This is a genomic window from Pseudanabaena cinerea FACHB-1277 (genome assembly GCF_014696345.1).
Taxonomy (GTDB): domain Bacteria; phylum Cyanobacteriota; class Cyanobacteriia; order Pseudanabaenales; family Pseudanabaenaceae; genus Pseudanabaena; species Pseudanabaena cinerea.
In genome coordinates, this window is record NZ_JACJPY010000006.1 from 57,412 (window position 1) to 83,455 (window position 26,044).

The window sequence follows — 26,044 nt, forward strand, 5'->3', positions numbered from 1 at the left end:
CGGTTATTTGATCCTTTAAATCGTCTGAATTATTGATCGCACTCTTATTTGATCCGATGGTGATCGGTAACTAAATATGGTTTAATTATAAATACTTTAGGTTGATTTCATTGCTATGACTCTTGATGCGATCGAGTTTGCGGAAAATCCAGAGCCGCGTTGCCCTTGTGTGTTGCTTTTAGACACTTCTGGATCGATGGGTGGGGAAAAGATTGCGGCTCTGAATGCAGGGTTACAGACTTTTCGAGATGATCTGTTGCAGGATAATTTGGCTAGTAAGCGGGTGGAAGTGGCGATCATTGCTTTTGATACGACGGTGCGCGTGGAGCATGAGTTTGCTACGGCTGAACATTTTCAAGCACCAACTTTGACAGCGCAGGGTTTGACTTATACGGCTGCGGGTATTAATAAAGCCCTTGATTTGTTGCAAGCGCGTAAGCGTGAGTATAAGGATAATGGCATTACTTACTATCGCCCTTGGGTGTTTTTGATTACTGATGGTGCGCCCTATGGCGAGGATGCCTATCTGTTGACTCAGGCAGCGCAACGGGTGAAGGAGGAGGAGACTAATAAACGGGTTGCCTTTTTTGCGGTGGGTGTGGAAGGTGCGGATATGAATCAGTTGCAAACGATGTCTGTGCGATCGCCTATCAAATTAAAAGGATTAAGTTTCCGCGAGATGTTTGTGTGGCTGTCGGCAAGTATGCAGCGAGTTTCCCATTCTAAACCCGATGAGCAGGTTCCATTAGCGCCGCCAGGTTGGGGGACAGTCTAATGAGTATCGATCATAGTCTAGATTCTTCTCAATGGTCAGTGGTAGCGGTTTCTCTGGAAGGAACTAGTCATCAAAAGCGAGATTTGCCCTGTCAGGATGCTCATTTTTGGCAAGTCGTAGGCGATCGCATCTTAGTTGCGGCTGTTGCGGATGGGGCGGGATCTGTCTCGCTTTCGGAAGTGGGATCTTTGCTGGCGGTGCAAACGGCGGTGAAGGGAATTGCTTCTAAAATTGCGGATTCATCAGTTCCTGATCGTGATGAAGGATGGAAAGTGCTGCTTAACGGTGGTTTAGAAGATGCTTTAGTGGCTATTCAAGAAGAGGCAGAATCGCGTCAAGTGAATGTGCGGGAGCTATCAACGACTTTGTTACTTGCGGTAGCGACTCCTGATCTTGTGGCGGCGATTCAGGTGGGCGATGGAGCGATTGTGGTTGCTAATCAGAAAGGAACGGCGATCGCCTTGACAAGTCCTCCGATTGAAGAATCCCTAGATTTAGCTACCTTTTTAACTTCACCTAATGGCATTGATTCTGCTCAAATTTGTCTATGGGAAGGGAAACCTGCTCAGTTAGCGATGTTTTCCGATGGGTTGCAAATGCTGGCTCTGCAAATGCCTCAAGGTGTAGCTCATGCGCCATTTTTTGCACCGCTATTTAAGTTCATTGCTGAGGCGAAGGATTTAGATGCGGCGCATCAGGAGTTAACTGGATTTTTGCGATCGCCTAGGGTTTGCGATCGCACTGATGACGATTTGACTTTGCTGCTGGCTGCATTGGCTTAGAGTGATTCTACCTAAGCACTTGTACTAAAATATTCATAATGAATGATCGAGGTTACTCTCATGCTGTTGCAAGAACTCAAAGAACAGTCTTATAAACTATCGACAAGCGATCGCCTTGAATTAATTAGTGCGATCGCTCAGTCTTTGCAAAAATCACGCGATTTGTCTATTGATGTTGAACCTCAACCAATTCAAAACAAACGTCCTGCGTTTGGTGTTATGAAAGGAAGTGGCGAAATTTTGGGAGATATAGTTGACTCTGGGATTGTTCTCTCATAGAAAGTAATTCCTACTCTATTAATATGTTCGATTAGGTGTAAATTATCGATGGAGCTAAAGATTGATAGATCTATGGAATAGGGTAAAAGTAGGTCATCGATTTGGTTTTGGATTTGGAGTAGTTGCCGATGGTTGAGGCGATCGCTAATCAAGGTTAAATCAATGTCAGATCCATTTTTATAATTACCCTTGGCGCGAGAACCATAGAGAATTACTTTGCTAATTTCGGGATATTCAGCAAAAATCTGATTGATCTGGATAATTACTTCGGGTTTTAGTCCAAACTGATTCATAGGGTTTCCATTTTTTCTTTTAGTTCGATAAATAGCTGAAAGTAGATATCATGAATGTCTTGATTGATTTGTTGGGCTACTTCGAGATTATAGGTATGTACTGAGGCAATTCTACTTTTGATCATCTTCATCCAGTTGTCGCCATCGGTAATTAAGCCACGTTGAAAGGCTAACCGTAAGGCATCTCGACTGCCTTGGATGCTAACTTCTCCTTGTTCTTCGTAGTAGTCTTTAATCACATTCCATGCAAGTTCGTAGGTGTACTCGAAGGCTTTAATTATTCCTTGTTCTTCTAGTTCGTTTAGTTCACCTTTTTCGATAAATTTGGTAAGCTGAACGATTGCTTTTTGATAGTTATAAAAGCGTTGCTTCCAACGAATGTCATTTTGCATATAAAGTCTTTGATGAGTTCTTTAATATTTAATTCTGTTTGATCAATTAAATTTAATTTCACTTTGTCTCGCAGTAACGTTGATGAAGCATCCACATCTGTTACACGTAGTAGACTTTGTAGAACTATCAATAGCATTGATATGATTACATCTTGGGCAAGAAATGCTACTTGTCATAGTTTTGAGCAATTTGTTCTTATTCTCCAGTGTTGTTTTCTCTACATGAGCTTTTCGTGACAGAACTTGAAGATTGTTTAGCACTGTTTTACCACCTTGAGACATCGGTTTAATGTGGTCAATCTGAAAGTCATTACGGATTTTGCTTTTGAATTTACTTACAGCACATGAAATGAATCCATTTTTTGTAGCTTTGGCAAATACAGCATCTTTGATTTTTCTGTACTCGAAAGGATCTCTTTCTTTAATTTCATTTAAAGTAAGATCTTCGAGTGGTACATCATCGGGAACTAATACTGGAAGTACTGAGATTTGGTTGCCATAATATCCTTTAAATTTATATCTTTCAATATCTAACTGCTTTACAAAGTTTAGCTTGGAACCAAAAAGAACTTGCCAAAATAATTTCTCATCATTCCAAAGTGAATCAATATAAGCATCTGTAGCTCTATCTCCCAAATCGTTGTCATAAATATGTTTAGCAACGATCGCTAAATTACATTTTCTTCTTTCACTAAAAGCTAAAAATTCTGGTCTAATTTGCTTTTGAGCATAAAATCGGAGAATATTAATTACATCGTCATCCCTGTATGCAAGAAGTGATTGAGCATTTGGGAGATATTTATCTTTAATAATATTTAATAAATATTCAAGTTCACCCTCTGATAATACTTCCCGATCATCTGCATCAATCAGTTTGAATATAGCCTCTAAATCGTTGATAAAATTATCGTAAGCTTCTTCTGTTTCATCGTATAGAAGCACGTCATAATTTCGAGGGACAGATTCTCCTGATTCACAAGGTTCAAGAATTGAAAATCTATAAATACCAATAGGAATACGCTTGAGAAAATCTAATTTTTCTAGGTCAGTTGTATCTATTGAACTATCCATGATTTTGGCAAATTCTTCGATTTTGTCAATCGATATCAATCGAGCTATTTTCTTAGCTGTCTCTTTGTCTCGATCAATAAATTCGGCATCTTCTTCAATATGCAGTTTTTCAGGATTTACCCAATTGATTTTATTTTCCCAATCATCGATAAATGTTACAACATAAGCTTTGTCAGTACCTCCCGCCTTAGTCCCACGCAAAGCCCTGCCGATCATTTGAGTCATTAAAATCGTGGAAGTAGTGGGGCGAGTCAAGAAGACTGTTTGGACATTTGGTAAATCTGTCCCCTCCGTCAACATTTCAACATTAATCAATACTTCAAGTTTACCATCCTTAAATTGCTGTATTTTTTTGCCATTTTCTTGAGGAGAAATAGTAGCACCAGTTCCTGCACTTTGAATACTAGAGACTACAAAATCAGATTTAATCCCTCTACTTCTAAAAACTCCGTCTAGCGTAACTGCGTGAACTACATCAATTGCAAAAACTAGCAGAGGTTTGTATTTATCTCTATTGTTGATGTAATGATCGACAATTTGTCTATTACGAACATTTGACATCGCAATTTTTTCAGCAACATCCCTTGGGATTTTATCGAATCCCTCAATTGATTTGATATCGTTATCAGATAACTCATGATAAAAATTCAATTGTGTTTCTAAGCTTTCAAAGATTGGCTCAGCAAGAATACCTCTATTGATTAGCGTTCTTAAATGTTCAGCAAATATGATGTCATCTGGAAACACCTTTTTTAAAAGCCCCGCCTCGCCTTCTTCAGTTCGGAAAGGAGTAGCGGTTAAACCCAACATCTTAAAATTCTTACTTTTTTTCCGATCTGTAAAGTTTTTTTCAATACTCTCAATTAATTTGCGATAGGTCTTCGCAGATGCGTGGTGAGCTTCATCGATCACTAATAGAATTGACTCAGCATGATTAACCCAATTTTCTAACAGATAAATTAAGCCACTGTTCAGACTATCTTTACTCGCAATAATGATGTCATCAGTAGATTTAATATTGGCTGGAATATCGTGTTTAGGATGTCCAGAGATAATACGATACCTAAACTGTTTGACATTCTGAACTGTTGAGGAGTAGGCACTGTTTTTTACAGTATCAAGAGCTTGATTGAGTAATTCGTGACGATGAGCAATCCACAGAACTTTTTGTCCCTTATCGATAAAATTTTTAAGCATCCAGTGAACTGCGGTCAAAGTCTTACCGCCACCCGTAGGCAAAACCAACAACCCCTTGAATGGCGCTGAATTTTTTTTGTCAAGCGCTTGAATAGCTTGGTTTTGATGCTCGTATAAGTCTCGTGGATTCTCACCTCTACTGACTCTTATCGTTCCCGATTTTTCAACTTGTGAAGTTTGCATCTTTTAGTTAAACTTAGTTATTTTTTAACTTGCCTTGGATTCTTGCAATAGTATCACACTACTATCCTTAGTGTCATACATTCATCAGCAATAGGAGATAAAATATTTAAAATCTCGGCAGCGCTAATGTCATCGCATACCCAATATTCTCATCAAAATAAAACTCCTACATTCCCCCCAACAACCTAGCCACCTGCTCTGGAGCAGGCAACTGTCCCTGCAACTCCAACGGCAAAGACGACACAATTTGATAAGTGGCAATCCCGATCGCCTGATTCGACTGCCGTAGCGCATACTCCACAATCGTCCGATCCTTTGACTTACAAAGAATAATTCCAATCGCCGCATTCTCACCCTCCAACCTCACGCGATCGTCCAGAGCCGCCAAATAGAACTGCATCTTCCCCACATATTCAGGCAAAAACTTCCCAATCTTTAACTCAACCGCCACCAAACACTTCAGCCCACGGTGATACAACAACAAATCAATAAAATACTCCTCATCACTAATCTCCAGACGATATTGACTACCCACAAAAGTAAACATCCCACCCATCTCTCGCAAAAATGGTTCCACCCTTGTCAAAATCGCTTTCTCAAGTTCGCGTTCGCTATGTTCATCCGCTAATTCCAGAAAATCAAATGTATATGCATCCTTAATCGCAAGCTTAGCGCGATCGCGCATCTCCTCTGACAAAGTGCGATCAAAATTTGTTTGATTTAGCAAAGTCTTTTCGTAAATTTTGTTCTCGATTTGGTGAATTAACACATTTTTTGTCCAGCCAAATTTTTGAGTCATGCGAATGTAAAACTCTCTCTGCAAATCGTCTTTACACTTCTCCAAGATCACCAGATTATGAGTCCAGCCAATTTCTGCAACCAATGGTTGCAGTTTTTCATTCGTGCGGTAAGTGACATAAAAATTTCGCATATTCCAAATATTCCGCGCCGAAAACCCAGCCATACCATGAAACTCAACCTGCAAATCCTGAGCTAATTGTTCCACTACTGCCTTACCCCAACCAGCGATCTCTTGACGAGTAACGATTAACTCACCAATATCCCAATAAAACGCCATTAACTCTCGATTAACCGCCTTTAAAGCCTCATACTGAGCAGCACGAATCCGATGCTTCACCGCCACTAACAAACTTCGATAATCTTCTGTAACTTCAATTGCCATATCTTTAGATTGTTACAACACTAAAGGATTATCACTCAGCATCGATTCCGTCCCACATTTCAGAAATTGGTCTAGTTTGACCTGCCTTAGCTTGCTGAAAAGCCCGTTTCAAACTCGCCTTCACCTCTTCAATAGGCGTATCATCAGGATCATCTTCCAACTCCTGAACTGGTTCAGAAAACAACACAATCACACGGACACGCCCAGATATATCCACGTCAAAAGGATGATCCAACAATAAATGCCCTTGGCGATCAATTGTCCCTGTAGCTTCCACTGCTCTCATTTAGATAACCTCACTAATAATGAGAAATAAAAATATACTGTAAATCTAATATAGCCTAGTCAGTTAGATACAGACCTTTTCACCAAGACTTACCTTTCATTTCATCAGGAAATAACAAGCGATCGGATAACCTATCTTGATCCAAAGCCTCAATCAAGTACGCACCTGTTGTTTTTTGTTCTTCAATATCAGCATCACTTAACCAAGACTCTAATAAACTTACAGCTTTCTTTTGCCTCTCTTTCTGCATAAAAGCAGATGTCAACATTTGAATCACAAACTCTTCAACAGTAAGACTTTGCTGATTAGCTGCTTGAAATAACGAGCTTTCTAAATTTGGTGGAAGGTCAAGAGTGAGAGTCATAGTTATTTCCTCATCTATTACTACTACAAGCTTTCATAATACTACACCATCCAACTGCTCCGAAAAAATCTCAAAAAGACGATCTTGAGCCTCTTTGACTAAATCACCCACCGAAACATTGTGATTTTGTTTCTTCGCATCCAGAAATATCACCCTACATTCCCCCCAACAACCTAGCCACCTGCTCAGGAGCAGGCAACTGTCCCTGCAACTCCAACGGCAAAGACGACACAATTTGATAAGTGGCAACCCCGATCACCAGATTATGAGTCCAGCCAATTTCTGCAACCATTGGTTGCAGTTTTTCATTCGTGCGGTAAGTGACATAAAAATTTCGCATATTCCAAATATTTCGCGCCGAAAACCCAGCCATACCATGAAACTCAACCTGCAAATCCTGAGCTAATTGTTCCACCACTGACTTACCCCAACCAGCGATCTCTTGACGAGTAAAGATTAACTCACCAATATCCCAATAAAGCGCCATTAACTCTCGATTAACCGCCTTTAAAGCCTCATACTGAGCAGCACGAATCCGATGCTTCACCGCCACTAACAAACTTCGATAATCTTCTGTAACTTCAATTGCCATATCTTTAGACTTCCCAAAAGTTACGCCCAAAAGTTACGATTTAGGATGTCGTTAACATCGCAATTTTCAAGCCAAGAACTAGGAAAATTTACTTGGGGATATTCTTCCCTCATCGAAGCAAGAGCCGTCTCAAAGACCTTAGGCAAGATCTCTACAATTTGATTTTTTAAGCTTGGTGCATCTTCCAAAATATCTTTAATGTCGTTACGAAAAGCTCTTATTTCTTTTTGCCAGCCAACATAACATTCGGGTAATGGAACATAACAGCGTTTCAGTAAATGCTCAATCAATCTTCTTAACAGACTTCTGATCGCATTACGCTGACTTTTACCCAAAGTATCTATCTCCTCAATTAAATTTTCTAAATCCAAATTTGCAAAATCATGGGCTTTCAGCTTAGCGATGGTATCTTCGACCCAAAGCAAAATATCTTGGTCATAGAGAGATTGAGGTGTAAGTAACTCTGTCATTTTCGCCTCTACATACTAAATACTAACCCAAATACTATACTACAACTTTTATCTAGAATATGCCAACCAAAAGGATCGACAAACTCCATCTTCGCAACTCGCCAACTAGGGCTTTTCTGATAATAACTATTAGGATCTACTGCTATTCGAGGTTGCTTACTGGGTGATGGAACTTCTCTAGCCTGTTTGGGCTGCTTGACCTTCTTAACCATTACTGCAAACTTCCATAATACTCAGCGATCGCCGCCAACGAAATCACTCAATTTAATAAGTAGCAAGCACCAATCTAATATTTGACTAAAAAGTGGTGTGATGAGCGATCGCCTATACCCACATTTAAGTATGCTTCCTATGCGATGGACAAACCCGCCAATTTCTGTAGATCCTCCTTAAAAATGTAGTAGTTTGAGCTATTGCTTCCTCCGCCATCACATAAAAGCAAGATAGATATAGCAAAGCCATAATAAAACTGCCCTAATTGTTGCCACCATTCCCTGATACTGTCGCAAGCAAATTCAACTGATTGTGATTGATGAGGGTCTTCTGGGTTTGAGGTGTAAACTGTATAGAGACGATACAATATTTGGCGGCGTTATTAGTCTCTAACTATTGCTCGGAGAGACTTCTGGCTACTATCAGTTGTGCTTATCCCCATGAACCCAGAAGAGCCCTCTGTACGATCGCGATGTTGAGGTGTTGAAAGGCGCTCGCAGTTTGATAACGCGAACATTACAACTTATACTTCTTGAGGTGGCTCAGTGGGCGGCATTGCAGGAGTTGGGGAATCGGGAGCAAGATTTACGCCTCGCATCGTGTCAACAGTACCCTTGATAAATCCTGAGATTGGTACAGCGACCAACAAACCCAAAACGCCATTGAGTTTAAAGCCAATATCCAAAGAAACTAACATCCACACTGGATTCAGACCTGTCAACTCACCAACAATGCGTGGACCCAAAACATTCTCGACAACCTGAATCACGGCAACAGCCACTAAAAGAACCTTCACTCCTAGCCAAAAATTTTGTAAAGCCAATAATAAGCTAACTGTGATAATTGTAGTTGCGCCACCAAGGGGGATCAAGCTGGCTAAACCAATACCAAATCCAAAAAGCTGTGCTAGGGGAATACCCAAAATTAGCATGGCAGTAGTTTGTGCCACACCTAAAATTGTTGCGAGAGTGACTTGTCCTACAATAAATCTCTCGAAATTGCGCGGTAATAGCCTCCTAACTTGATCATTCCATTTTGGTGGCAACCAACTTAATAAACCATTCCAAAGAAAACTACCACGCAAAACCAAGAAAATTGAAAATACAAAGGTCAGGAATACATTAACAATGCTACCGATCGCACCAAATACAAAACCAAATAGCTGACTGGTGACTGTTCGCAAAACTCCAGTCAATTTTTCGATTAGCTGGTTGAAAGTACCGCTAAAGTCGATCGGTAACTGCTCAGCGATCGCCCAAGTCTGCAAGGTTTGTAGTTGTTGCTGTCCTGACTTGATCCATTCAGGTAAACGCACTAGCAGTTCATTTGCCTGCGATAAAATTAATGGCACAAGGAAAATTGCCAAGGTGCTGAGTAGCATAAAAAACACGAGAATTACCAAACCTGCGGCAATACCCCGTTTTAGTCCCAGTTTTGTTAAAAAACGAATGGGATAGTCGAGCAGGAAGGAAATCACCGTTGCCGTAATTAGGATACTGATCAAAGGCTGTAATTCTCGGCATAGTAACAGTAGCAACCAGCCATTGAGAAAAATTAATGGGAAAGTCAGCCCCAGAGAAAACCAACGAGGCAGCTTATTAAGAGTCTCAATCATACGAAACAATATGGTGCGCTAGGTATCCATCTAAAATTGTGCGTTAAAAGTGTTAGATTAACCACAAATTTATAAAAATTTCTTCCTTATGGTACAAACACGGATACTAAAAAAGTATGACTGCATTGTCATTTGCACTATCATAAAAATAATACGGTAAGTGGGAAACTCAGTGCTTTAGCGCTGAGAGGGAAACGAGCGAGGCAATTTATTGCCTTTAGCCTTTTTCTGGTATAATCAAAGAGTGAGTAAGAATAACTATCTACGCGGTGAAGCATTCTAGTTAAGGAGAGATCCCTGCTACTTAGTACGCCTATAGAGAGGCAACACAAAAAGAGCTAATAATGGCAGATTGCAGAGCGTATCGTACTGACTTAGTGATGGACTCCGAAAGCGAAAAACAAATAAAAGTAAGCATGATTGCAGCACCTTTTAGGTAGTTGTTTTGAATGTGTAGAGGCACTTTGACTATGCCTCTGAAGCTTAGTGATAGGCTATTCAGGAATCTCAGTCGCTTCAGTGCTGAGAGTGTCAATTTTTTAAGTGATTTATCCCAATTTATCCCAGTTTATCCCAAGTATGCTTGTCTCACTCTCTCATTACTTAGCAAATCTGATGCCTTGCCCTCAATCGTAATCGTCCCTGATTCCATCACATAGCCCCGATCCGCATTTTGCAGCGCAAGGGTCGCATTCTGCTCTACCAATAAAATAGTGACCCCACTTTGATTGAGTGCCACAATCGTTTTCAATATTTCGCGGACAATTTGCGGTGCTAATCCTAAACTTGGCTCATCCAGCAACAATAGTTGGGGACGGCTCATGACCGCACGGGCGATCGCTAACATTTGTTGTTCTCCGCCGCTTAGAGTGCCTGCTAACTGATTGCGCCGATCGCCCAGACGCGGAAAAATCTGAAATTGCTTTTCAATGTCGGCTTTCACTGCCCAGCGATCGCTGCGTAAAAAAGCACCCAGTTCTAGATTATCTAATACGGTTTGTCGAGCCAATACCCTGCGCCCCTCTGGACTATGGGCAACCCCAACCCGTACTACTTGATCAGGTCTAAGATCCGTAATATTTTTGCCTTTATAAATAATCTGCCCCGATCGTGACGATACTAATCGGGAAATTGCTCGTAAGGTCGTTGTTTTCCCTGCCCCATTTGCACCAATGAGGGTGACAATTTCTCCTGCATCTATATGTAGATTAAGATCCTGTAAAGCCTGAATGCCACCATAGTTAACACTGAGATTATTAATTTCTAACACCGATCCACATCTCCCAAGGTTTCATCCTAGTAGCAATCTAGTAGCAATGCACAAAGATGTTGCCATACTTTCGCGCATTGAAAGCCAAGTCTAGCAAGGCTTTTATCACTTTTTGTTATCTTTTATCACTTCTTATCACTTTTTATCACAAAGTGCTGTAAAACGAGAAATAGCATAGTCATTTCTTATTTTGGTATATTATATTGAAAGTCTATAGGTTTGGACATCGTGGCATTTTTTCGTCAATATATCGCTCCCCTAATCATCTTCGCAATATTTCTATTTACGCTAATTTTAGTCAGTTCTCGTGCATTTTTACCTGATGATATGGTTGCACCTGCACCAGTTGGCATCATCTTTATCGCCTAGTTATCACATCACCTATGACTGATATCACTTGGCAAAGAAGGCATATCATCTCTTTAGCTGACTTTAAGCCCCACGACTATGCAACAGTCATCCAGACGGCGCTTAGTTTTTTGGAGGTGTTATCACGGCGGAATAAAAAAGTGCCAACCTTACAAAGTAAGGTAGTTGCTAATTTGTTCTTTGAGTCTTCAACCCGTACCCGCAATAGCTTTGAGCTTGCGGCAAAGCGTCTATCTGCTGACACCCTCAACTTTGCCCCAGGGACTTCTTCCCTTTCCAAAGGTGAGACAATTTTGGATACGGCAAGAACGTTTTTAGCGATGGGAACAGATATTATGGTGATCCGCCATCAATCGGCAGGTGTGCCTTTGGCGATCGCCCGTGATATGGATGCCTTGAGTGGCAAAGTAGCGATTCTCAATGCTGGGGATGGTAAGCATGAGCATCCTTCGCAAGCATTGCTTGATCTATTGACCCTATGTATGTATCTCAACCCTCAAGATCCGAAGCCCAACGATTTAAAGGGCAAGAAGGTGGCGATCGTGGGAGATATTCTGCATTCTAGGGTGGCGCGGTCGAATCTTTGGAGTTTAATTACCAATGGTGCAGAAGTGCATTTGGCAGCGCCGCCAACCTTGCTACCTGCTGATTTTGCCGCCTATGGTGTCCATCTGCATCATCAGCTTGAGCCAGCCCTTGAGGATGCCGACTTTGTAATGACTCTGCGATTGCAAATGGAAAGAATGGGGCAGTTTCTCATTCCTAGTCTGCGCGAATATCATACTCAATACGGCATCACTCGCGATCGCCTCCGTAAATGTGCGCCCAATGTCCAAGTCTTGCATCCTGGACCTGTCAATCGTGGTGTAGAAATTAGCTCAGATCTTATGGATGATCCACGCCTAAGCCTAATCGATAAGCAAGTAACTAATGGTGTCGCCATTCGCATGAGCCTATTGTATTTGTTAGGCACAGCCATTTAATTGCTGATTACAACCCACAGTTAGCCCACTTTTGCCAATAACTTTTTCCAATATGAAGATGGTTAGGGAAATAGAATAGGCTGTGACTACATTAGCTCTCCTGATTCTTGCAAAGAGTGGAGACGCTGATAAATGCCGCCTTGATTGAGTAACTGTTGATGCGAACCAATTTCCACAATTTTGCCCTGATCGATGACCACAATTTTGTCAGCCTCGCGGACAGTGCTGAGGCGGTGGGCGATGATAATCGTGGTGCGCGTGCCTTGAATGCGGCGCATTGCCAATTGAATGGAGCGCTCGGATTCATAATCAAGGCTAGAGGTTGCCTCATCAAATACTAAAATATCAGGATTGACCAGTAAGGCTCTGGCAATGCCCAAGCGTTGGCGCTGTCCGCCCGATAGCCGCATCCCGCGCTCACCGACAATAGTGCTGTAACCATTGGGCAGCAGATGCAAAAAATCATCCACACTGGCGATCGCACAAGCCTCTTTGACCTCGGCAAGGGTGGCATTAGGGTTGCCATAGGTGAGGTTGTCCATTAATGTGCCGTTGAAAATATCCACTTCTTGATGCACGATCGCCAGCCTCTTGCGATAGCCCGTAATGTCTAAACTGGCAATATCTTCCCCATCAATGAGAATCTGACCGCCAGTTGGCTCAAAATAGCGAAATAGTAATTTCACTAGGGTGGATTTGCCAGAGCCAGAGCGTCCGACTAGGGCAACGGTTTCATAGGGATTGATTGTAAACTGGACATCTGCTAGAACGGGGCGATCGCGATCGTAGCCAAAGGTGAGATGGCGAAATTCCACTTTGCCATCGAAATGATATTGGGGATATTGATTATGGGTGATAGCTAAGGCGGCATCTTGACCGATGGGCTGCTTCATAAATTCATGGAAGCGGATCATTGACGCATAGCGCCGCGCAAATATTTCGGCAAGCAGGCAGATTGGTTTGACCTCGGAGTAAGCCATACTCGCTAGGGTGACAATTGTAATGAAATGTCCGATCGACATTTTGCCGCCAAAGGTAGCAAATAATGCCGCCCCAAACACAAGAAACTGACAAGCCTCTAGGACTGTATCCCTTGCCATGCCTAAACGCACATAGCCAATGTGGATGCCCCATAGGGATACTTTTGCCTCTCGATCTAGGCGATCGCTTTGGCGTTTATATTCCTTCGCTTCATTGGCAAAGGCTTTAACGGTTTTAATATTGGTGATAATTTCGGAAGTGCGACTTTCCGTATTCTCTTGATAAATTTCTAACCTTGCTTCTATTTCCGTAAGTTCTTTGAGCTTCTGCAAACTCATCAACAAAACTAATAGGAATGAAATTAAAAAGAAGGCAGAGATCCACCAAGTAATCGCAAGGATAATCATAAAAATGCCGATAATTCTGGCTATTTTGGGGATAAACTGTCCCGCGATTTCAGGATAAGACCACATATGATTATCTAGACCCCGCGCCACCCTTCCTGCTATACGTCCAGGATTATTCTCATCATAAAAATCAAGGGGTAAGCTTAGGATTTTGGCTACGGACTTTTGGGTTTGATCGCGGCGCGTATTGAGGGCAATCTGCCAATGGAAGTTATTGGCAATCCAGACCTGCAAAGGGGCGCGAATAACTGTGACCACAAAAATGAGAATACTGAGGACGATCAGGCTAAAAATAGGATTGATGGGTTGCCCCACGATGCTCGATAGCAATGTGACTATGTGAGCGGTTTCGGAGTCGAGCGATCGCCCCGACAGCACATTAATGATTTGACCAACTGCGTATGGCACAAGTAGGTCAATCAATTCAAAGGCGATCGCCCCTAGCAAACTCCAAAATGCCATTACCCGATAATGGCGAAAATATCGCACAATATCCCAAACATTTGCGGTCATTGTTCTTGTCCTATGAATGTAATGCGCCCTTTCAGTTATAGCAATTCTCGAAAAAATTAAAATCGGTGCGAAGCGCTCAGACCCAAATCAAGGAAAATTTCGATCATAGAAGTTCTAAGGGGACAAGCGCATCGGTTGCTTTTCCCTCTGAATTAGTGGCGTATAGTCTAGAATATCGGCATATCTCTGTTTCTTCTATCTTGTTTTTATTCTAGACTATGGCAAAAATATTCGTTCAAAGGGTTGTTTGCGATAGCGGCGATAAATATCAAAGTCACTGTCTAATGTGGCGATCGCCGCAATATTCAGTCTTTCAGAGATCGCAACTAGTGATAAATCGGTAAAGTCTGCGGGTAGATCTTGATAGGTTGTGTTAAGTTCTTGAATTCTTTGATAGTCTGATGGCTGCAAGTGTTCGCATATAATGGCTTGCTTGAATAACGCAGATAGAAATTCGTTTTGAACTTTGATGTTTGGAGCCAGTAGCCACAGAACTTCTGTCACACAGGCGACTGTGGTAATAAGTTGACTGGTGCAGGTACTGAAAAAGTTAAGCGCTTGTTGGTGATGTTTGTCCTTGCGATCGTAAAATGCAACGATTATTCCAGTGTCAATTAAGATTAGGCGATCGCTATTCATGTCTTGCCTGATGCTTTGCTCTAATCTTTTCGGCAATTATTTTTTTACGAACGCTTCGATCTGATAGATCTCCTGATCCTTCTAGGAAATGCTTAGGATAACCGCCCATACGTTCTAATACTGTTTGAGACGCAGTTTGTCTACTAGTAGAATTTTTCTTGATAGATGAGATGAATTGTAGTACGAGAGGAATTTGCTGATCGTCAAGTTGTCTGATCGCTTCTAGGAGTTGGCTCTGATTGTTGGGAGACATGGCAATTGAGCTATATATTTTTTTCTAGTGTAGCAAAGTTATAAATTACGAGTGTAGAAGTTGGCGATCGCCTATGTTCAAAATGTTGGCGATCGCCTCTTGCTCCATTAACATTCTCGTATGACTAGCGCGTGAGTGTTCAATATTAGCTAAATCTTAGAAATAGCGTCTTCAATCTCTTCTAGACTCACGTCTGCTTGATCTGATTTTGCATAGATAAGTAGGAGCAAGATTAGTTCAGGTGAAAACACTTGATAGATAACGCGATAACCGCCGCTTTTTCCTGTGGGAATATCGCTATTTTTGGCACGAACTTTAAAAATGGTGAAGTCTAGACCAGAGATTTGATCACCGATAAGGTTTCCATTTTGTAGCTGTTCGATAATTGGCTGGATATCAGATTGGATTTTTCGGTAACGTTTGGTTAGTGGTTTTAGGCGGCGAATGAATGGTAATGTAAAGCGAACTTCAATCATAGGTTTATGTTGTAGCGTCTTCCCAAAGTTGTGATATTGGGAAAGTTTGTCCTGCTGCTGCAAGTCTTACAGATTCTTGTAAGTCAGCTAGTATTTGTTCTTTGGGTTCTTGTTCGTCAATCCAAGCTAATCCACTAATATTATCGGTGTTTAAGGAATGGATTAGCTGTTGCCAAAGTTCTAAGGGGACAAGTACATCGGTTGTTTTGCCTTCTGAATTGGTGACGTAACGAATAAGGTTTTCAATTTGGGCGATCGGCATAGTTTTAATCCTTCTATCTTGTTGTTATTTTAGCCTGACAGCGATCGCCCACGGTCAAAATGTTGGCGATCGCCCCATGTCATGTAGTGAAAATTTATCAAAATGGAATATCATCATCGTCATATTCATTTGGATTTGATTGATCGAAATTATCAAAGTTACAAGACCAATTGCCATTATTTGCTACATAGGAAGCTAGAGATTGTTCTTGTTCATTGCAAAAATTTACTTCGATTCCGTTAGCTTGTGAACTCCAATTGCGATCGCTTAAATATGGCAAACGTGAGCCATCGGCTAGGAATTTCTGAACTGGCTCAACTTTATTCCAAGATCTTGAAGTGCCATTCCATCTAAAACCGTCTGACCTTAGTAACTCTCTGAGATTGAATGTTCCATTTGTCCCGCGTCCTTGTTGGTTAGTGACTTTGATCGTGATAAAGCGAGTTTCAGTTGTGGGAACTGGATAGTTTTTCCAGTCAAGTTCTTGCAGTTGCATTTTACTGGTTAATCCTGCAATGAATGGCGACATTTTGAAACTATCTACGACTATGTATAACTCTTCCTTGGCACGGGTGAGGGCAACATAAAATAGGCGGCGATCGTCTTCGAGTAATTTGTTTTCATCATCGCCAAAAATACGGAAAAAGATTGAACTAGGATGAATAGTGGGATAGTTATAAGCATCGAGAATGATTACTGCTTGCTGTTCTTTGCCTTTGTATTTATGGGTTGTGGAAATTTCGATTAATTGTTCTAAATCTCCGACTAAATTAAGTTTTTTGAGAATATATTTACGAAATTCATCTAGTTTTTTGATTTTACGATCTACGCCTTGCAAAGTATTTGTCTTGCTGAGTAGAGCAATTTGTTTGCCATCTTGGATGAGTTTACCCGTGAGGCGAATAATTGCGGCGGTCAGGTCATCATAGCCATATTCTTTCTCTTCAATCGCCGTCATTTGAAATTTAGCGATGTTCACAAGCCGAATTTTGCCTTGTAATTGCGTAGATGGTTTGGCGGGTATGCCTTTACCCGTCATCAACTGATTACCGATTTCCACAATCTGCGAACCTGATCGGTAATTGGTCGTGATCGGTAAGGTGTGAGATGGCTTGAATATTTGGGTAAAGTTTTTGTAGTAGTACAAGTCTGCACCAGCAAAGCCATTGATGGCTTGCCAATCGTCACCAACACAGAAAAATAGGGCTTCAGGATTTTGTTTTCTGATGGCTGTAATGAGGTTATGAAAGAGCAAGGAAAAGTCTTGGTACTCATCAATCATGATGTATTTAAGATCTTTCAAGTCTCCACGAAATTTACTACTCAAAAATACGGTATTGCCTTCGTCTACAACTTTTGCGGCTCTTTGCATCAGCCCATCAAAGTCTTCTTCGCCTGTTTGTTGGAGGCGATCTAAATAGGAGATATAAAAATTCTGGGCTAAATCCAAAAATTGAAACTCTGGTTCGCTTGTTTGAGGATTAGTGGCAAAATAACGCTCAATTTTTTCGCTCAGTTGGTTAGGAGTCAGGCATTGCTTGCGACAACGCCCGATAAATTGGATCATGGATTGAGTAAATTCATCTATGGCACGGTCTTTAATCCTTTCCCAGATTTTTGGAGTGCTGAGACGATTCAATTCAAGACCTAAACCTATGAGAAGTTCGCGCAAATGTTTTTCCATTCCTTCTCGTCCGTGTGATCTTAGAATTGCTGGGTTTAATTCAATAAACAAATAATCAGACTGTTCTTTTTCCCAATAATGTCGCTTTTGTTCTGATTGCTCATCATAGTTGGGATCGCCTTGCAGTCCAAAGTATTCAATTACAATCCCTTTTTTACCATTGACTTCTTTTAAGATCGTAAAGTCAGGGTGATAATTTACACCTCTCCACCAAAAGTTTTTTTCATATTTAAATGGAATGTCATGCTCAAATAGGAAATCTGCTATGATTTTTTCCCCTCCAGATTTATAGTTATAGCCATCAATACCGACTTGCGGTAACGAGCGTCTATATTCGATCATTTCTTCTGGTGTTAAATCATATCCACCCTCAGAAATTCTTATCCAAACCTTTCTGAATTTAGCAATCATTAGAGATTTAATCTGTTCAGAATAATCTGGATTTCTGACGTATTCATCAATTACGCTTTGCAAGCTACGGCTTCTTGTTTGTTGACCTTCTGGCTCGTCAAAAATTAGAGTTTCATCAGGATGTACTAAGTGATAAGCCAGTGAGTGAAATGTCATGGCATAGGGCAGATCATTCTGTAAATGTTTTTGTAATCTTTCTCTGATTTCTTGAGCAGCTTTTCTATTAAATGCTAATAGTAAGATTTCAGATGATTTAATACCGCAGTGTTTTTGTAAAAATATGGCACGATTAACTAATGTGGATGTTTTGCCACTGCCAGCCCTTGCGATAAGTTGGACATGACTATTAACCGAGCCAATGGCTAAAGATTGTTCGATATCTACTTTGCTAATTAAGTTGATACGTATCCACGACTGAACAAATCCCCTCTTTTTATCCTTATAATCTTCCAACGATAAATAATCAATCAATCCATTTTCATTGTAATATTTGTTTGCCTTACAAAAACAAGAACTGAGATATATATCAATCTGTTTATCTACTGAATATCTCTTGAGTTCTAGATATTCATTATATGATATGTAGCCTTGACATTCTAGATTATAAAAGGCACTAGCTTCATCAAACAAGAATTCACTTAATAATTTTTTTAGTTTTGTTGATAATTCATCTCTAAATTTGCTTAGATATGGCTTGCATATTGTTTGATACTCTTCATATGTTATGTAGTTACTACACTCTTTTCGATAAAATCTATGAGCTTCATCAAATAAATTATTCTCTAAAATATTATTTATTTGATTGGATAAGCTCAGTTTTACATACTTTTTTCTCAAGAAATCATATTGATTAGTTGAAATATATTTTTGACATTTAGACACATAAAAGTCAGTAGCCTCATCAAAAAGCTCTTGCTCTAAAAGATTAATTAACTGTTCAGTCAGTATATTCTCAAATCTTTTTATGTATCGTTGATAAATTGATTGAAATACTTGAGTTGTTATATAACTAGAACATTCTAAATCATAAAAATCAATAGCTTCATCAAACATATTACTTTCTAAAAGACTAGTAAGCTTGTTCTCTAATGGCAATCTGATTTTCTGTAAAAAAGGTTCTTTTTTTGATTGATAATCTAATTCGGAAATATACTCTTGACATTCAGAAAAATAGAAGTTGTCAGCCTCGACAATTTTTGATTCGGAAAGAAGTTCATATAACTTATTGTTTAAACACTTTGCATTTTCCAGATATATTATTTTCTTATTTCTTTCAATATTTGCAATGTCATGAATTTGTTGCAATGATATTGGAGGGTAAAAGTGTTTAAAATTTGATATAAATCCATATATAGTGTACTGTTGATCAAATTTAGTTTCGATTTCTTCAAAATTTGAGAATGCTCCATCGTAAGTATAAGTACTACCTGTAACGTTGATAAATACTTTGCCATAAGATTTTCCACTTACGCTGACAACTCTAGCCTTAATTTTGTTATTGCCAATTACTCTCTTGCCTACAAGTAGAGACCATACTTTTTTTATGTCATCAGCGATATTTGCAAATAAATTTATATCGTTAGTTTCTTGATTGATTTGACTCATGATTCTGTGGTATTTGCATTGCAACGAATAGAATGCTAAGGCATAGTTAGATTTGTCTAATATTTTAGTGTTTTTAGAAATCGCCCCACTCATAAACCCATCAGCAAGTAAAAAACAATCTCATTCTGTAACAATCGTAATTTGACCTTTACTTGCAGAGCCTAAAACAGTTAAAAGTTTTGCAGCTAAAGGCTTTAGCGCCGCCAAACTATTTGATGGTGCTTGCAAAACCACTACCGCAATATCAAACTGAGGAAAGTTTTGCTGAAAAGATAAATTGCGATCAACCGTCACAAAGACATCAAATTCCTCTACAGCAAGCGCTAAAAGCTTACCGTTTTTGACTCCTGCCCATCCCATCTGCGGAACTGTTTTTACTTCATAGCCAATAATCTCTCTAGCAAATCGGCGATCAATACATTCATCTAAAAGAATCCTCATATTACGCCGCCACACTCACCAAACTTCTTCCTAACTCTTCTAAAAAATAAATAACCTGTTCTCTCTTTACAGTTGGAAAACCATCCAAAAAATCATCAATGGATTCCCCATCCTTGAGATAATCCAAAAGCGTCTGCACAGGAACCCTAGTATTTGTAAATACAGTCGTACCACCCATCACATCGGGATATCTGCTAATAAACCTTGAGTCTCTAAACATAAATTTGTGATATTTAGATATATTTAATATTCTAGCAACTATCGATCTTGCGATCGCAATTTGTCCGATATGTTCATAACAAATATCCTGAGCCAATTAACCTGATGATAACACTTTGATTTTCTATGCGATCGCCTGTGTGCAGGTAAATGTAAAATAATAATGATGCTATCCTAAATCCTAGCTGTTAACTCACAAAGTTATGTTAGCCTCCGAACCCTCCTTAATAATCGACATTTCCGAAGCCCAATTGCAACTACTTCACTTACTCGATCTAGCGATCGCAGCTACCCGAAATAGTTATTACCCAAGGCGATCAGCCCGTAGCTCGACTAGTATCCATTGCCCCCAAGCGATCGCTATTTGGTAGCGACAAAGGTAAAATATTCATGTCCGATGACTTTGATGCCCCCTTGCCAGAGTTTGAGGAATATTCATAATTGATAATTCGTAATTGAATATATGAAAACCATACCTGTAGATAGACTCACCACCAATTTTATCAACCTACTGGAAGAAATCGCCACCACAGGAGACCCCATCGAACTTGACTGGCAAGGCAAACGCTTCCAAATATCACCAGTAACACCCAAAAATATAGCCACAAATAGGCTAGACAATTTAGTAAGACGACCAAATGTTATCATTGGCGACCCAGAAGACCTAGTAAGCATTTCTTGGGAACATGAACTCAACCTCGATCTACCTTGATACCCATGTCATTATTTGGCTCTATGTTGACGAGCGAAACAAACTGAGCAACTTTGCCCAGTCCATTATTTCCCAAAACTACGATCTCATCTGTTCCCCATTAGTGAAACTAGAGCTACAGTACCTATACGAAATAGGCAGAATTACAGATTCGCCAAACCTAATTTTGACAGATCTTGCTAATCGTATTGGCTTGCGCCTATGCGATAAAAGTTTTATTGAAATTATTAACTGCGCCCTATCGATTACATGGATTCGTGATGTTTTTGATCGCCTCATCGTCGCAAACGCAATGGTTAACGAAAATATCCTACTAAGCAAAGACCATAAAATCCTTGAAAATTACACCCATGCGAGATGGTAGGAATGTTCATAGCAAATATCCTGAGCCAATTAACCTGATCATAACACTTTGATTTTCTATGCGATCGCCTATATGCAGGTAAATGTAAAATAATAATGATGCTATCCTAAATCCTAGCTGTTAACTCACAAAGTAATGGCTTCCATTCCAGCTATATGCGACAGTTTACAGAATTTGCAGTTAGCTAAGAACTGATATTTGTCACAAAGTAGTTCCTTCACAACGTACTTTATTTGCAAAAGATGCCGTGCGATCGCTAATATTGAGAATATCAGTGATCATAATACTTCCATTCAACTCTTCTTTGCTGGGATGATAGCCTTGATTTTGGGCATGGGTATCCATAAAACGAGACATTTGTTGCAACTGAAATATTTCAAAAGTATCTATGACTGTTACCCCTAGCTGTATTAACCAAAACGAATAATCCCGAAGCAATCTTAAGACAAGTTGCCAACCAAATCGAAAATATTAAGGACAAGCAAGTTCAAAGTACCGTAGCTGCTTCGACCGCTATAATATCTGGCATAGCCCTAAATAAAGAAATCATTCAAAGATTATTGAGGAGCGAAATAATGAAGGAATCAGTAATTTATCAAGATATCTTGCTAGAAGGTGAGGCTAAAGGAAAAGCTAAAGGCAAGGCTGAAGGTAAATCTGAAACCGCTAATCACATTGCTCAAAATATGCTGCGTTCCAATGTTTCCATAGTCCTCTAGCTAGAGGTATAGTAACGCTACGATTAAGATAAAATTCTAAACAAAGTTAGTAAATTTATTTTTAAAGTTATTTGCCAAAATGTCATATCCATCTAAACCAACAGTAATTATCACAGGCACATCCTCTGGGGTGGGTCTCTGGTCTGCCAAAGCCCTCGCCGACAAAGGTTGGTATGTGGTCATGGCTTGTCGCAATATTCCAAAAACTGAGAAGGCGGCTGAGTCTGTAGGTATTTCTAAAAACAATTACATGGTGCTGCCCATCGATCTTGGCTCTTTGGTGAGCGTTCGTGATTTTGTGGCTAAGTTTCGGGCAACGGGGCGATCGCTAGATGCACTAGTGGTCAATGCCGCGATCTATTTGCCTTTGATCAAAGAACCATTGCGATCGCCCGAAGGTTTCGAGCTAACGATGGCAACCAATCACCTTGGGCATTTTCTGCTGTGCAATTTGCTCCTTGAGGATATGAAGCAATCTAGCTATGGCGATCGCCGCATGGTGATCTTGGGTACTGTCACCCATAACCCCGATGAGCTGGGCGGCAAAATTCCACCGCAGCCCGATTTGGGTAATTTGGAAGGCTTTGCCAAGGGCTTCACCGCGCCCATCTCCATGGCAAATGGCAAAAAGTTTGAGCCAGTCCGCGCCTACAAAGAGAGCAAGGTCTGTAATATTCTCACTATGCGCGAATTGCACCGCCGCTATCACGCCACCACAGGGATTACCTTCACTTCCCTCTATCCTGGCTGTGTTGCCGATACACCCCTATTCCGCAACCATTATCCCCTGTTCCAAAAGCTATTTCCCCTCTTCCAAAAGAACATCACCAAGGGCTATGTTACGCAAGAACTATCGGGTCAGAGGGTGGCAGCAGTGGTGGCTGATCCTGAATATAGGCAGTCTGGAGCATATTGGAGTTGGGGCAACCGTCAGAAGCAAGATGGTAAGTCCTTTGTGCAGACCGTATCGCCTCAAGCCCGTGACGATGAGAGAGCCGCTAAAATGTGGGATCTCAGTATGAGGTTAGTACGCTTGGCTTAAGGTTGCGAGGATGGACGCAAAGCGTCACCCTCAAAATTTCTATGGATATATCATGATTGACCAAAGATCCCCCTCAATCTCCCTTACCAAGGGAAAAGAATTTTCTTCTCCCCCCTTCACAAGGGGGGCTGGGGGGGATCGTAACCTTGAAAAGCAGGCTATGCGATCGCCCAGTTCCCTATACCTGCATATTCCCTTTTGCAAGCGGCGCTGTTTCTATTGCGACTTTGCGATCACCACAGGCGGCGATCGCCTAAAAGAAGAATATGTCAAGGCACTCTGTCAAGAACTGGCACTCACAGCCGCAATCCAGCCGCCGCCAGCACCCTTACAAACGATCTTTTTTGGGGGAGGTACGCCGTCTTTGCTGAACGTGGAGCAGATGGCGCAAATCTTTGAGGCAATTACTCAATATTGGGCGATCGCCCCTGATGCCGAAATTTCCCTTGAGGCAAATCCTGATACGGTCAGCCTTGCGAGTTTACAGGGATATCGATCTTTGGGGATTAATCGCATTAGCTTAGGCGCACAGGCTTTTCAGGAGAATCTATTGGCGATATGCGGCAGGGGGCATGGCGTACAGCAAATTTATAGCGCGGTGGATTTAATTAAACAGGCGGGATTTGTGAACTTCAGCTTAGATTTAATTTCAGGACTGCCCGATCAAACCTTGGCGGATTGGCAATTTTCACTGCAAGAGGCGATCGCCTTACAACCTAAGCATCTATCTGTTTACGATCTCACCATTGAGGAGGGAACTGCCTTTGGCAAGCGTTATGAAGCAGGAAGTCAGCCTTTACCCAAGGAATCCCATACGGTGGAGATGTATCTAGCTGCCCATGAACTATTGACGGGGTTGGGATATGAACATTATGAGATTTCCAACTATGGGCAAGCGGGTTATCAAGCAAAACATAATTTGGTCTATTGGCACAATCAAGAGTTCTACGGTGTGGGCATGGGCGCGACTAGTTATATTGATCGCCAACGCATTGACCGTCCGCGCAAGATGCGTGCATATTTAGAAGCGATCGCTGCCTGGTCTGATGGTGGTACAGGATTTACCTCGCCAAGGGTGACGGATGCCGAAGCCTTAATGGATACCTTGATGCAGGGGTTGCGGTTGGCTGAAGGTTTGAGTTTAAAGGCTTTGCAAGAACGCTACGGATTAGAATTAGGCGATCGCGTTTTGGACTGTCTAGAAAAATACCAATCGCAACAATGGGTGAATTTGATTGAGAATGCTGACGATATGCAGATTAAACTCACCATTCCCACAGGCTGGCTATTTTCCAATGTGATTATTGAAGATTTGTATAATATTTTGCTTTAAGGTCATCGCTAAAAATAGGACTAGACAGGGCAGAAAATTTGAGCAGTAGGCAAAACGAGCAAACAACTCACCGAAGCTCAAGCTTTATTGCAGCAATAGCGCGGCTTCGGTGAATTGCCTAATGGCTAAGCATTTAAGCATTTAATGGCTTTGACTTAAACCTGCGGCGCACATAGCGCAAAAAGGTCAGCCACTTTTGAGCAGGATAATCGTAAAATGAGAAGATGTCACCATAGGCGGCAAAGGCATTTTGATGGTGCAGCCAGTGACGCTCAGGGGTGGTGATAAATAGAGAATCGCAGCAATTTTTGATCAAGGGTGGGGTCTGCCAATCGAGAATAGAAACGTGCCGCCACACCACATGAAACTCACCCAAAGCCAACCCAATCACAGAGCCAATTGGCGACAACTGCCATAGCCAAGGAATAAATATAAAATATGGTAATGCACCTAAAATCCCATCTAACAATACCAACGGATTTCTAGTCAGAACTGCATAGTGCAGAAAGCTACGGTTTTTACCATGATGCACAATTGAATGAAACTTTCCAAATACGTGTTCAGGCACATGATAGAAAAACGTGGAGAAGAAGTCACCCAATAGCAATAGTAGCAAGGTTGCCGCGATCGCCTTGCCAAGCTCTAAAGTAAATTCCAAATTAGATCCTCACAACTTGCTAGAGCTTAGAAGATCAAGTTAAAGATAGATTTATGGTGGGATTATTTTAAACTTATAGATAAATTATAGGATGGTTAAGAAATACTAGAAGCAAGGCGATCGCTCAAAAAACGATACCAGCCCGAAGCTATATCTATATCTGTAAATCGAATGCTGGGCATCTCTCCCGACTTCAGCACAAGTTCGATGCTAATTTGTTTAGCATTTAAAGGAAATTCGGCATCTTTTGCGTCATAAAACTGATTATCGATGCGAAACCTGATTCTCGCAATATCTTGAAAAGTTACGGTTTGCGTATTTTTGAGACCTTTACGGGTGGGCTGTCCCCATGTGAGGCGATCGCCCTGCTGTCCTAATACGGCATAGATGTCATATTTATGCCGTTCAAATTTTTCTGCCCATTGTTTATAAAATTCAATTTTCTGGTATTCATTCCAGCCAGACCAAGCCAGCCCAAAAAATGCCACTAACAAAGGCAACCACAATAATCCACGTTCCATAAAATTTGCAATATGTTTCTATTTTACTTATAGCGGTTTTGCGCCAACTTTGCGCCAACTTTGCGCCAATAAAGCTCTATACAACTACGGTAAGAAACAAACAAAATACCTACAGCAGCAGATTGATAAATAAATGGCTATGCTCTATTTACTGAATATAACGTTACTAAATATAACGAGTATGGAGGGACTCGAACCCCCGACCCTCAGAACCGGAATCTGATGCTCTATCCAACTGAGCTACATACCCAAAATTTTTTCATAGTATAGCACTTTTCACAGCAACCAATCAAAAAATTTATAACAGCAACAACAACGCTTAGCGCTCAAACCTGACCCTCAGAGATTTGTCAAGCGTTCTCAAGCATCATTTTACAAATTTTTTGGTTCTTCAGAGGTCAAAAAACGCACCCACTTGCCCTCTGGACTTAGGATTTTTGAACCTATTGGCAAAATTAACAGTCAAAATATCCATACAAAGTCCCAT

31 protein-coding genes, 1 tRNA gene and 1 pseudogene are annotated in these 26,044 nt (G+C 40.8%); 10 read left to right on the top strand and 23 right to left on the bottom strand.

Annotated features, from left to right (window positions below; all coding sequences use genetic code 11):
• Positions 1-115 precede the first annotated feature (115 nt).
• Together H6F44_RS03440 and H6F44_RS03445 are read left to right on the top strand one after the other, a co-directional pair.
• Complete coding sequence (locus H6F44_RS03440; RefSeq protein WP_190349519.1) at positions 116-775, top strand: vWA domain-containing protein; 660 nt, start codon at positions 116-118, stop codon at positions 773-775.
• The gene (locus H6F44_RS03445) at positions 775-1,557 is read left to right on the top strand and encodes a PP2C family serine/threonine-protein phosphatase (RefSeq protein WP_190349521.1); all 783 of its coding nucleotides are present in this window, start codon (positions 775-777) and stop codon (positions 1,555-1,557) included. Before H6F44_RS03440 ends, H6F44_RS03445 begins: the two co-directional genes overlap by 1 nt.
• 191 nt (positions 1,558-1,748) lie before the next feature.
• On the opposite strand, the gene H6F44_RS03450 is transcribed toward H6F44_RS03445, so the two are convergent.
• The 12 genes and pseudogenes from H6F44_RS03450 to H6F44_RS03505 form a co-directional block, all read right to left on the bottom strand.
• Entirely contained in the window at positions 1,749-2,129 is a 381-nt protein-coding gene (locus H6F44_RS03450) for a nucleotidyltransferase domain-containing protein (RefSeq protein ID WP_190349523.1), read from the bottom strand.
• Positions 2,126-2,521: a nucleotidyltransferase substrate binding protein gene (locus H6F44_RS03455; protein WP_190349525.1), complete on the bottom strand. Its 396-nt coding sequence runs from the start codon at positions 2,519-2,521 to the stop codon at positions 2,126-2,128. The genes H6F44_RS03450 and H6F44_RS03455 overlap by 4 nt, the downstream gene beginning before the upstream one ends.
• Positions 2,522-2,563: 42 nt before the next feature.
• Complete coding sequence (locus tag H6F44_RS03460; RefSeq protein WP_190349526.1) at positions 2,564-4,972, bottom strand: DEAD/DEAH box helicase family protein; 2,409 nt, start codon at positions 4,970-4,972, stop codon at positions 2,564-2,566.
• Between the two features lie 166 nt (positions 4,973-5,138).
• The gene (locus tag H6F44_RS03465) at positions 5,139-6,155 is read right to left on the bottom strand and encodes a PDDEXK nuclease domain-containing protein (protein WP_190349527.1); all 1,017 of its coding nucleotides are present in this window, start codon (positions 6,153-6,155) and stop codon (positions 5,139-5,141) included.
• Positions 6,156-6,186: 31 nt separating this feature from the next.
• Positions 6,187-6,441, bottom strand: coding sequence for a type II toxin-antitoxin system RelN family antitoxin (locus H6F44_RS03470; protein ID WP_190349528.1), 255 nt, complete (start codon positions 6,439-6,441; stop codon positions 6,187-6,189).
• Between the two features lie 79 nt (positions 6,442-6,520).
• Positions 6,521-6,805 (bottom strand): hypothetical protein, encoded by a 285-nt coding sequence (locus tag H6F44_RS03475; protein ID WP_190349529.1) that lies wholly within the window; start codon positions 6,803-6,805, stop codon positions 6,521-6,523.
• Between the two features lie 253 nt (positions 6,806-7,058).
• Positions 7,059-7,397, bottom strand: a pseudogene (locus H6F44_RS03480) (DUF1016 N-terminal domain-containing protein); the annotation flags it as partial.
• A 20-nt stretch (positions 7,398-7,417) separates the two neighbouring features.
• On the bottom strand, positions 7,418-7,867 hold the full coding sequence (locus H6F44_RS03485) for a DUF29 domain-containing protein (RefSeq protein WP_190349531.1): 450 nt from the start codon (positions 7,865-7,867) through the stop codon (positions 7,418-7,420).
• A gap of 8 nt (positions 7,868-7,875) precedes the next feature.
• On the bottom strand, positions 7,876-8,079 hold the full coding sequence (locus H6F44_RS03490; RefSeq protein ID WP_190349532.1) for a hypothetical protein: 204 nt from the start codon (positions 8,077-8,079) through the stop codon (positions 7,876-7,878).
• A 137-nt stretch (positions 8,080-8,216) separates the two neighbouring features.
• On the bottom strand, positions 8,217-8,447 hold the full coding sequence (locus H6F44_RS23895; RefSeq protein ID WP_190349533.1) for an ISAzo13-like element transposase-related protein: 231 nt from the start codon (positions 8,445-8,447) through the stop codon (positions 8,217-8,219).
• A gap of 156 nt (positions 8,448-8,603) precedes the next feature.
• Positions 8,604-9,695, bottom strand: a complete 1,092-nt coding sequence (locus H6F44_RS03500) for an AI-2E family transporter (RefSeq protein ID WP_190349535.1) — start codon at positions 9,693-9,695, stop codon at positions 8,604-8,606.
• Between the two features lie 568 nt (positions 9,696-10,263).
• Positions 10,264-10,965, bottom strand: coding sequence for an ABC transporter ATP-binding protein (locus H6F44_RS03505; RefSeq protein ID WP_190349537.1), 702 nt, complete (start codon positions 10,963-10,965; stop codon positions 10,264-10,266).
• Positions 10,966-11,193: 228 nt separating this feature from the next.
• On the opposite strand from H6F44_RS03505, the gene H6F44_RS03510 reads away from it, so the two are divergent.
• Both H6F44_RS03510 and H6F44_RS03515 read left to right on the top strand, forming a co-directional pair.
• A complete protein-coding gene (locus H6F44_RS03510; RefSeq protein ID WP_190349538.1) occupies positions 11,194-11,334 on the top strand; it encodes a hypothetical protein in 141 nt (46 codons plus the stop codon).
• Positions 11,335-11,348: 14 nt separating this feature from the next.
• Positions 11,349-12,317, top strand: coding sequence for an aspartate carbamoyltransferase catalytic subunit (locus H6F44_RS03515; protein ID WP_190349539.1), 969 nt, complete (start codon positions 11,349-11,351; stop codon positions 12,315-12,317).
• A gap of 86 nt (positions 12,318-12,403) precedes the next feature.
• Here the strand turns inward: H6F44_RS03515 and H6F44_RS03520 are convergent, their stop codons facing one another.
• The 7 genes from H6F44_RS03520 to H6F44_RS03550 form a co-directional block, all read right to left on the bottom strand.
• Positions 12,404-14,218, bottom strand: a complete 1,815-nt coding sequence (locus H6F44_RS03520) for an ABC transporter ATP-binding protein (RefSeq protein ID WP_190349541.1) — start codon at positions 14,216-14,218, stop codon at positions 12,404-12,406.
• Between the two features lie 216 nt (positions 14,219-14,434).
• Positions 14,435-14,857 carry a type II toxin-antitoxin system VapC family toxin gene (locus H6F44_RS03525; RefSeq protein WP_190349596.1) on the bottom strand — a complete coding sequence of 141 codons (423 nt, stop codon included), beginning with the start codon at positions 14,855-14,857 and terminating at the stop codon, positions 14,435-14,437.
• Positions 14,858-15,259: 402 nt separating this feature from the next.
• Positions 15,260-15,586 (bottom strand): type II toxin-antitoxin system RelE family toxin, encoded by a 327-nt coding sequence (locus tag H6F44_RS03530; RefSeq protein ID WP_190349543.1) that lies wholly within the window; start codon positions 15,584-15,586, stop codon positions 15,260-15,262.
• A gap of 4 nt (positions 15,587-15,590) precedes the next feature.
• Positions 15,591-15,848: a hypothetical protein gene (locus tag H6F44_RS03535; RefSeq protein WP_190349545.1), complete on the bottom strand. Its 258-nt coding sequence runs from the start codon at positions 15,846-15,848 to the stop codon at positions 15,591-15,593.
• 97 nt (positions 15,849-15,945) lie between these two features.
• Positions 15,946-19,641, bottom strand: a complete 3,696-nt coding sequence (locus H6F44_RS03540; protein WP_190349547.1) for a UvrD-helicase domain-containing protein — start codon at positions 19,639-19,641, stop codon at positions 15,946-15,948.
• A 27-nt stretch (positions 19,642-19,668) separates the two neighbouring features.
• Complete coding sequence (locus H6F44_RS03545; RefSeq protein ID WP_190349549.1) at positions 19,669-19,989, bottom strand: DUF5615 family PIN-like protein; 321 nt, start codon at positions 19,987-19,989, stop codon at positions 19,669-19,671.
• 1 nt (position 19,990) lies between these two features.
• Positions 19,991-20,209 carry a DUF433 domain-containing protein gene (locus H6F44_RS03550; protein ID WP_190349551.1) on the bottom strand — a complete coding sequence of 73 codons (219 nt, stop codon included), beginning with the start codon at positions 20,207-20,209 and terminating at the stop codon, positions 19,991-19,993.
• Positions 20,210-20,411: 202 nt separating this feature from the next.
• Here H6F44_RS03550 and H6F44_RS03555 point away from each other — a divergent pair, with 202 nt between their 5' ends.
• From H6F44_RS03555 to H6F44_RS03565, 3 genes are all read left to right on the top strand, one after another.
• Positions 20,412-20,579, top strand: a complete 168-nt coding sequence (locus H6F44_RS03555) for a hypothetical protein (protein ID WP_199301969.1) — start codon at positions 20,412-20,414, stop codon at positions 20,577-20,579.
• 92 nt (positions 20,580-20,671) lie between these two features.
• Entirely contained in the window at positions 20,672-20,920 is a 249-nt protein-coding gene (locus tag H6F44_RS03560; protein ID WP_190349553.1) for a type II toxin-antitoxin system Phd/YefM family antitoxin, read from the top strand.
• Positions 20,895-21,284, top strand: a complete 390-nt coding sequence (locus tag H6F44_RS03565; RefSeq protein WP_190349555.1) for a type II toxin-antitoxin system VapC family toxin — start codon at positions 20,895-20,897, stop codon at positions 21,282-21,284. The genes H6F44_RS03560 and H6F44_RS03565 overlap by 26 nt, the downstream gene beginning before the upstream one ends.
• A gap of 201 nt (positions 21,285-21,485) precedes the next feature.
• Here H6F44_RS03565 and H6F44_RS03570 read toward each other — a convergent pair whose 3' ends face one another.
• A complete protein-coding gene (locus tag H6F44_RS03570) occupies positions 21,486-21,641 on the bottom strand; it encodes a hypothetical protein (RefSeq protein WP_190349557.1) in 156 nt (51 codons plus the stop codon).
• Positions 21,642-21,859: 218 nt separating this feature from the next.
• On the opposite strand from H6F44_RS03570, the gene H6F44_RS23065 reads away from it, so the two are divergent.
• The 3 genes from H6F44_RS23065 to hemW all read left to right on the top strand — a co-directional run bounded on the left by H6F44_RS23065 (position 21,860) and on the right by hemW (position 24,378).
• Positions 21,860-22,003, top strand: a complete 144-nt coding sequence (locus H6F44_RS23065) for a hypothetical protein (RefSeq protein WP_242016421.1) — start codon at positions 21,860-21,862, stop codon at positions 22,001-22,003.
• A gap of 79 nt (positions 22,004-22,082) precedes the next feature.
• Positions 22,083-23,045 carry a protochlorophyllide reductase gene (locus tag H6F44_RS03580; RefSeq protein WP_190349559.1) on the top strand — a complete coding sequence of 321 codons (963 nt, stop codon included), beginning with the start codon at positions 22,083-22,085 and terminating at the stop codon, positions 23,043-23,045.
• Positions 23,046-23,097: 52 nt separating this feature from the next.
• Positions 23,098-24,378, top strand: coding sequence for a radical SAM family heme chaperone HemW (gene hemW, locus H6F44_RS03585; protein ID WP_242016422.1), 1,281 nt, complete (start codon positions 23,098-23,100; stop codon positions 24,376-24,378).
• A gap of 133 nt (positions 24,379-24,511) precedes the next feature.
• Here hemW and H6F44_RS03590 read toward each other — a convergent pair whose 3' ends face one another.
• The 3 genes from H6F44_RS03590 to H6F44_RS03600 form a co-directional block, all read right to left on the bottom strand.
• Positions 24,512-25,036, bottom strand: coding sequence for a sterol desaturase (locus H6F44_RS03590; RefSeq protein ID WP_190349560.1), 525 nt, complete (start codon positions 25,034-25,036; stop codon positions 24,512-24,514).
• A 95-nt stretch (positions 25,037-25,131) separates the two neighbouring features.
• Positions 25,132-25,557 (bottom strand): hypothetical protein, encoded by a 426-nt coding sequence (locus H6F44_RS03595; RefSeq protein WP_190349562.1) that lies wholly within the window; start codon positions 25,555-25,557, stop codon positions 25,132-25,134.
• A gap of 176 nt (positions 25,558-25,733) precedes the next feature.
• Positions 25,734-25,807: transfer RNA gene (locus tag H6F44_RS03600), tRNA-Arg, on the bottom strand.
• Positions 25,808-26,044: the final 237 nt, after the last annotated feature.

Coding starts and splice junctions, on each gene's coding strand:
- H6F44_RS03470 (WP_190349528.1), bottom strand. CDS start 6,441: ATGAGAGCAGTGGAAGCTACAGGGACAATTGATCGCCAAGGGCATTTA.
- H6F44_RS03535 (WP_190349545.1), bottom strand. CDS start 15,848: ATGCCGATCGCCCAAATTGAAAACCTTATTCGTTACGTCACCAATTCA.
- hemW (WP_242016422.1), top strand. CDS start 23,098: ATGATTGACCAAAGATCCCCCTCAATCTCCCTTACCAAGGGAAAAGAA.
- H6F44_RS03555 (WP_199301969.1), top strand. CDS start 20,412: ATGTTAGCCTCCGAACCCTCCTTAATAATCGACATTTCCGAAGCCCAA.
- H6F44_RS03520 (WP_190349541.1), bottom strand. CDS start 14,218: ATGACCGCAAATGTTTGGGATATTGTGCGATATTTTCGCCATTATCGG.
- H6F44_RS03515 (WP_190349539.1), top strand. CDS start 11,349: ATGACTGATATCACTTGGCAAAGAAGGCATATCATCTCTTTAGCTGAC.
- H6F44_RS03560 (WP_190349553.1), top strand. CDS start 20,672: ATGAAAACCATACCTGTAGATAGACTCACCACCAATTTTATCAACCTA.
- H6F44_RS03500 (WP_190349535.1), bottom strand. CDS start 9,695: ATGATTGAGACTCTTAATAAGCTGCCTCGTTGGTTTTCTCTGGGGCTG.
- H6F44_RS03475 (WP_190349529.1), bottom strand. CDS start 6,805: ATGACTCTCACTCTTGACCTTCCACCAAATTTAGAAAGCTCGTTATTT.
- H6F44_RS03545 (WP_190349549.1), bottom strand. CDS start 19,989: ATGAGGATTCTTTTAGATGAATGTATTGATCGCCGATTTGCTAGAGAG.
- H6F44_RS03460 (WP_190349526.1), bottom strand. CDS start 4,972: ATGCAAACTTCACAAGTTGAAAAATCGGGAACGATAAGAGTCAGTAGA.
- H6F44_RS03540 (WP_190349547.1), bottom strand. CDS start 19,641: ATGAGTGGGGCGATTTCTAAAAACACTAAAATATTAGACAAATCTAAC.
- H6F44_RS03445 (WP_190349521.1), top strand. CDS start 775: ATGAGTATCGATCATAGTCTAGATTCTTCTCAATGGTCAGTGGTAGCG.
- H6F44_RS03565 (WP_190349555.1), top strand. CDS start 20,895: ATGAACTCAACCTCGATCTACCTTGATACCCATGTCATTATTTGGCTC.
- H6F44_RS03550 (WP_190349551.1), bottom strand. CDS start 20,209: ATGTTTAGAGACTCAAGGTTTATTAGCAGATATCCCGATGTGATGGGT.
- H6F44_RS03570 (WP_190349557.1), bottom strand. CDS start 21,641: ATGTCTCGTTTTATGGATACCCATGCCCAAAATCAAGGCTATCATCCC.
- H6F44_RS03595 (WP_190349562.1), bottom strand. CDS start 25,557: ATGGAACGTGGATTATTGTGGTTGCCTTTGTTAGTGGCATTTTTTGGG.
- H6F44_RS03450 (WP_190349523.1), bottom strand. CDS start 2,129: ATGAATCAGTTTGGACTAAAACCCGAAGTAATTATCCAGATCAATCAG.
- H6F44_RS23065 (WP_242016421.1), top strand. CDS start 21,860: ATGAAGGAATCAGTAATTTATCAAGATATCTTGCTAGAAGGTGAGGCT.
- H6F44_RS03525 (WP_190349596.1), bottom strand. CDS start 14,857: ATGAATAGCGATCGCCTAATCTTAATTGACACTGGAATAATCGTTGCA.
- H6F44_RS03440 (WP_190349519.1), top strand. CDS start 116: ATGACTCTTGATGCGATCGAGTTTGCGGAAAATCCAGAGCCGCGTTGC.
- H6F44_RS03455 (WP_190349525.1), bottom strand. CDS start 2,521: ATGCAAAATGACATTCGTTGGAAGCAACGCTTTTATAACTATCAAAAA.
- H6F44_RS03580 (WP_190349559.1), top strand. CDS start 22,083: ATGTCATATCCATCTAAACCAACAGTAATTATCACAGGCACATCCTCT.
- H6F44_RS03490 (WP_190349532.1), bottom strand. CDS start 8,079: ATGGTTAAGAAGGTCAAGCAGCCCAAACAGGCTAGAGAAGTTCCATCA.
- H6F44_RS03465 (WP_190349527.1), bottom strand. CDS start 6,155: ATGGCAATTGAAGTTACAGAAGATTATCGAAGTTTGTTAGTGGCGGTG.
- H6F44_RS03485 (WP_190349531.1), bottom strand. CDS start 7,867: ATGACAGAGTTACTTACACCTCAATCTCTCTATGACCAAGATATTTTG.
- H6F44_RS03530 (WP_190349543.1), bottom strand. CDS start 15,586: ATGATTGAAGTTCGCTTTACATTACCATTCATTCGCCGCCTAAAACCA.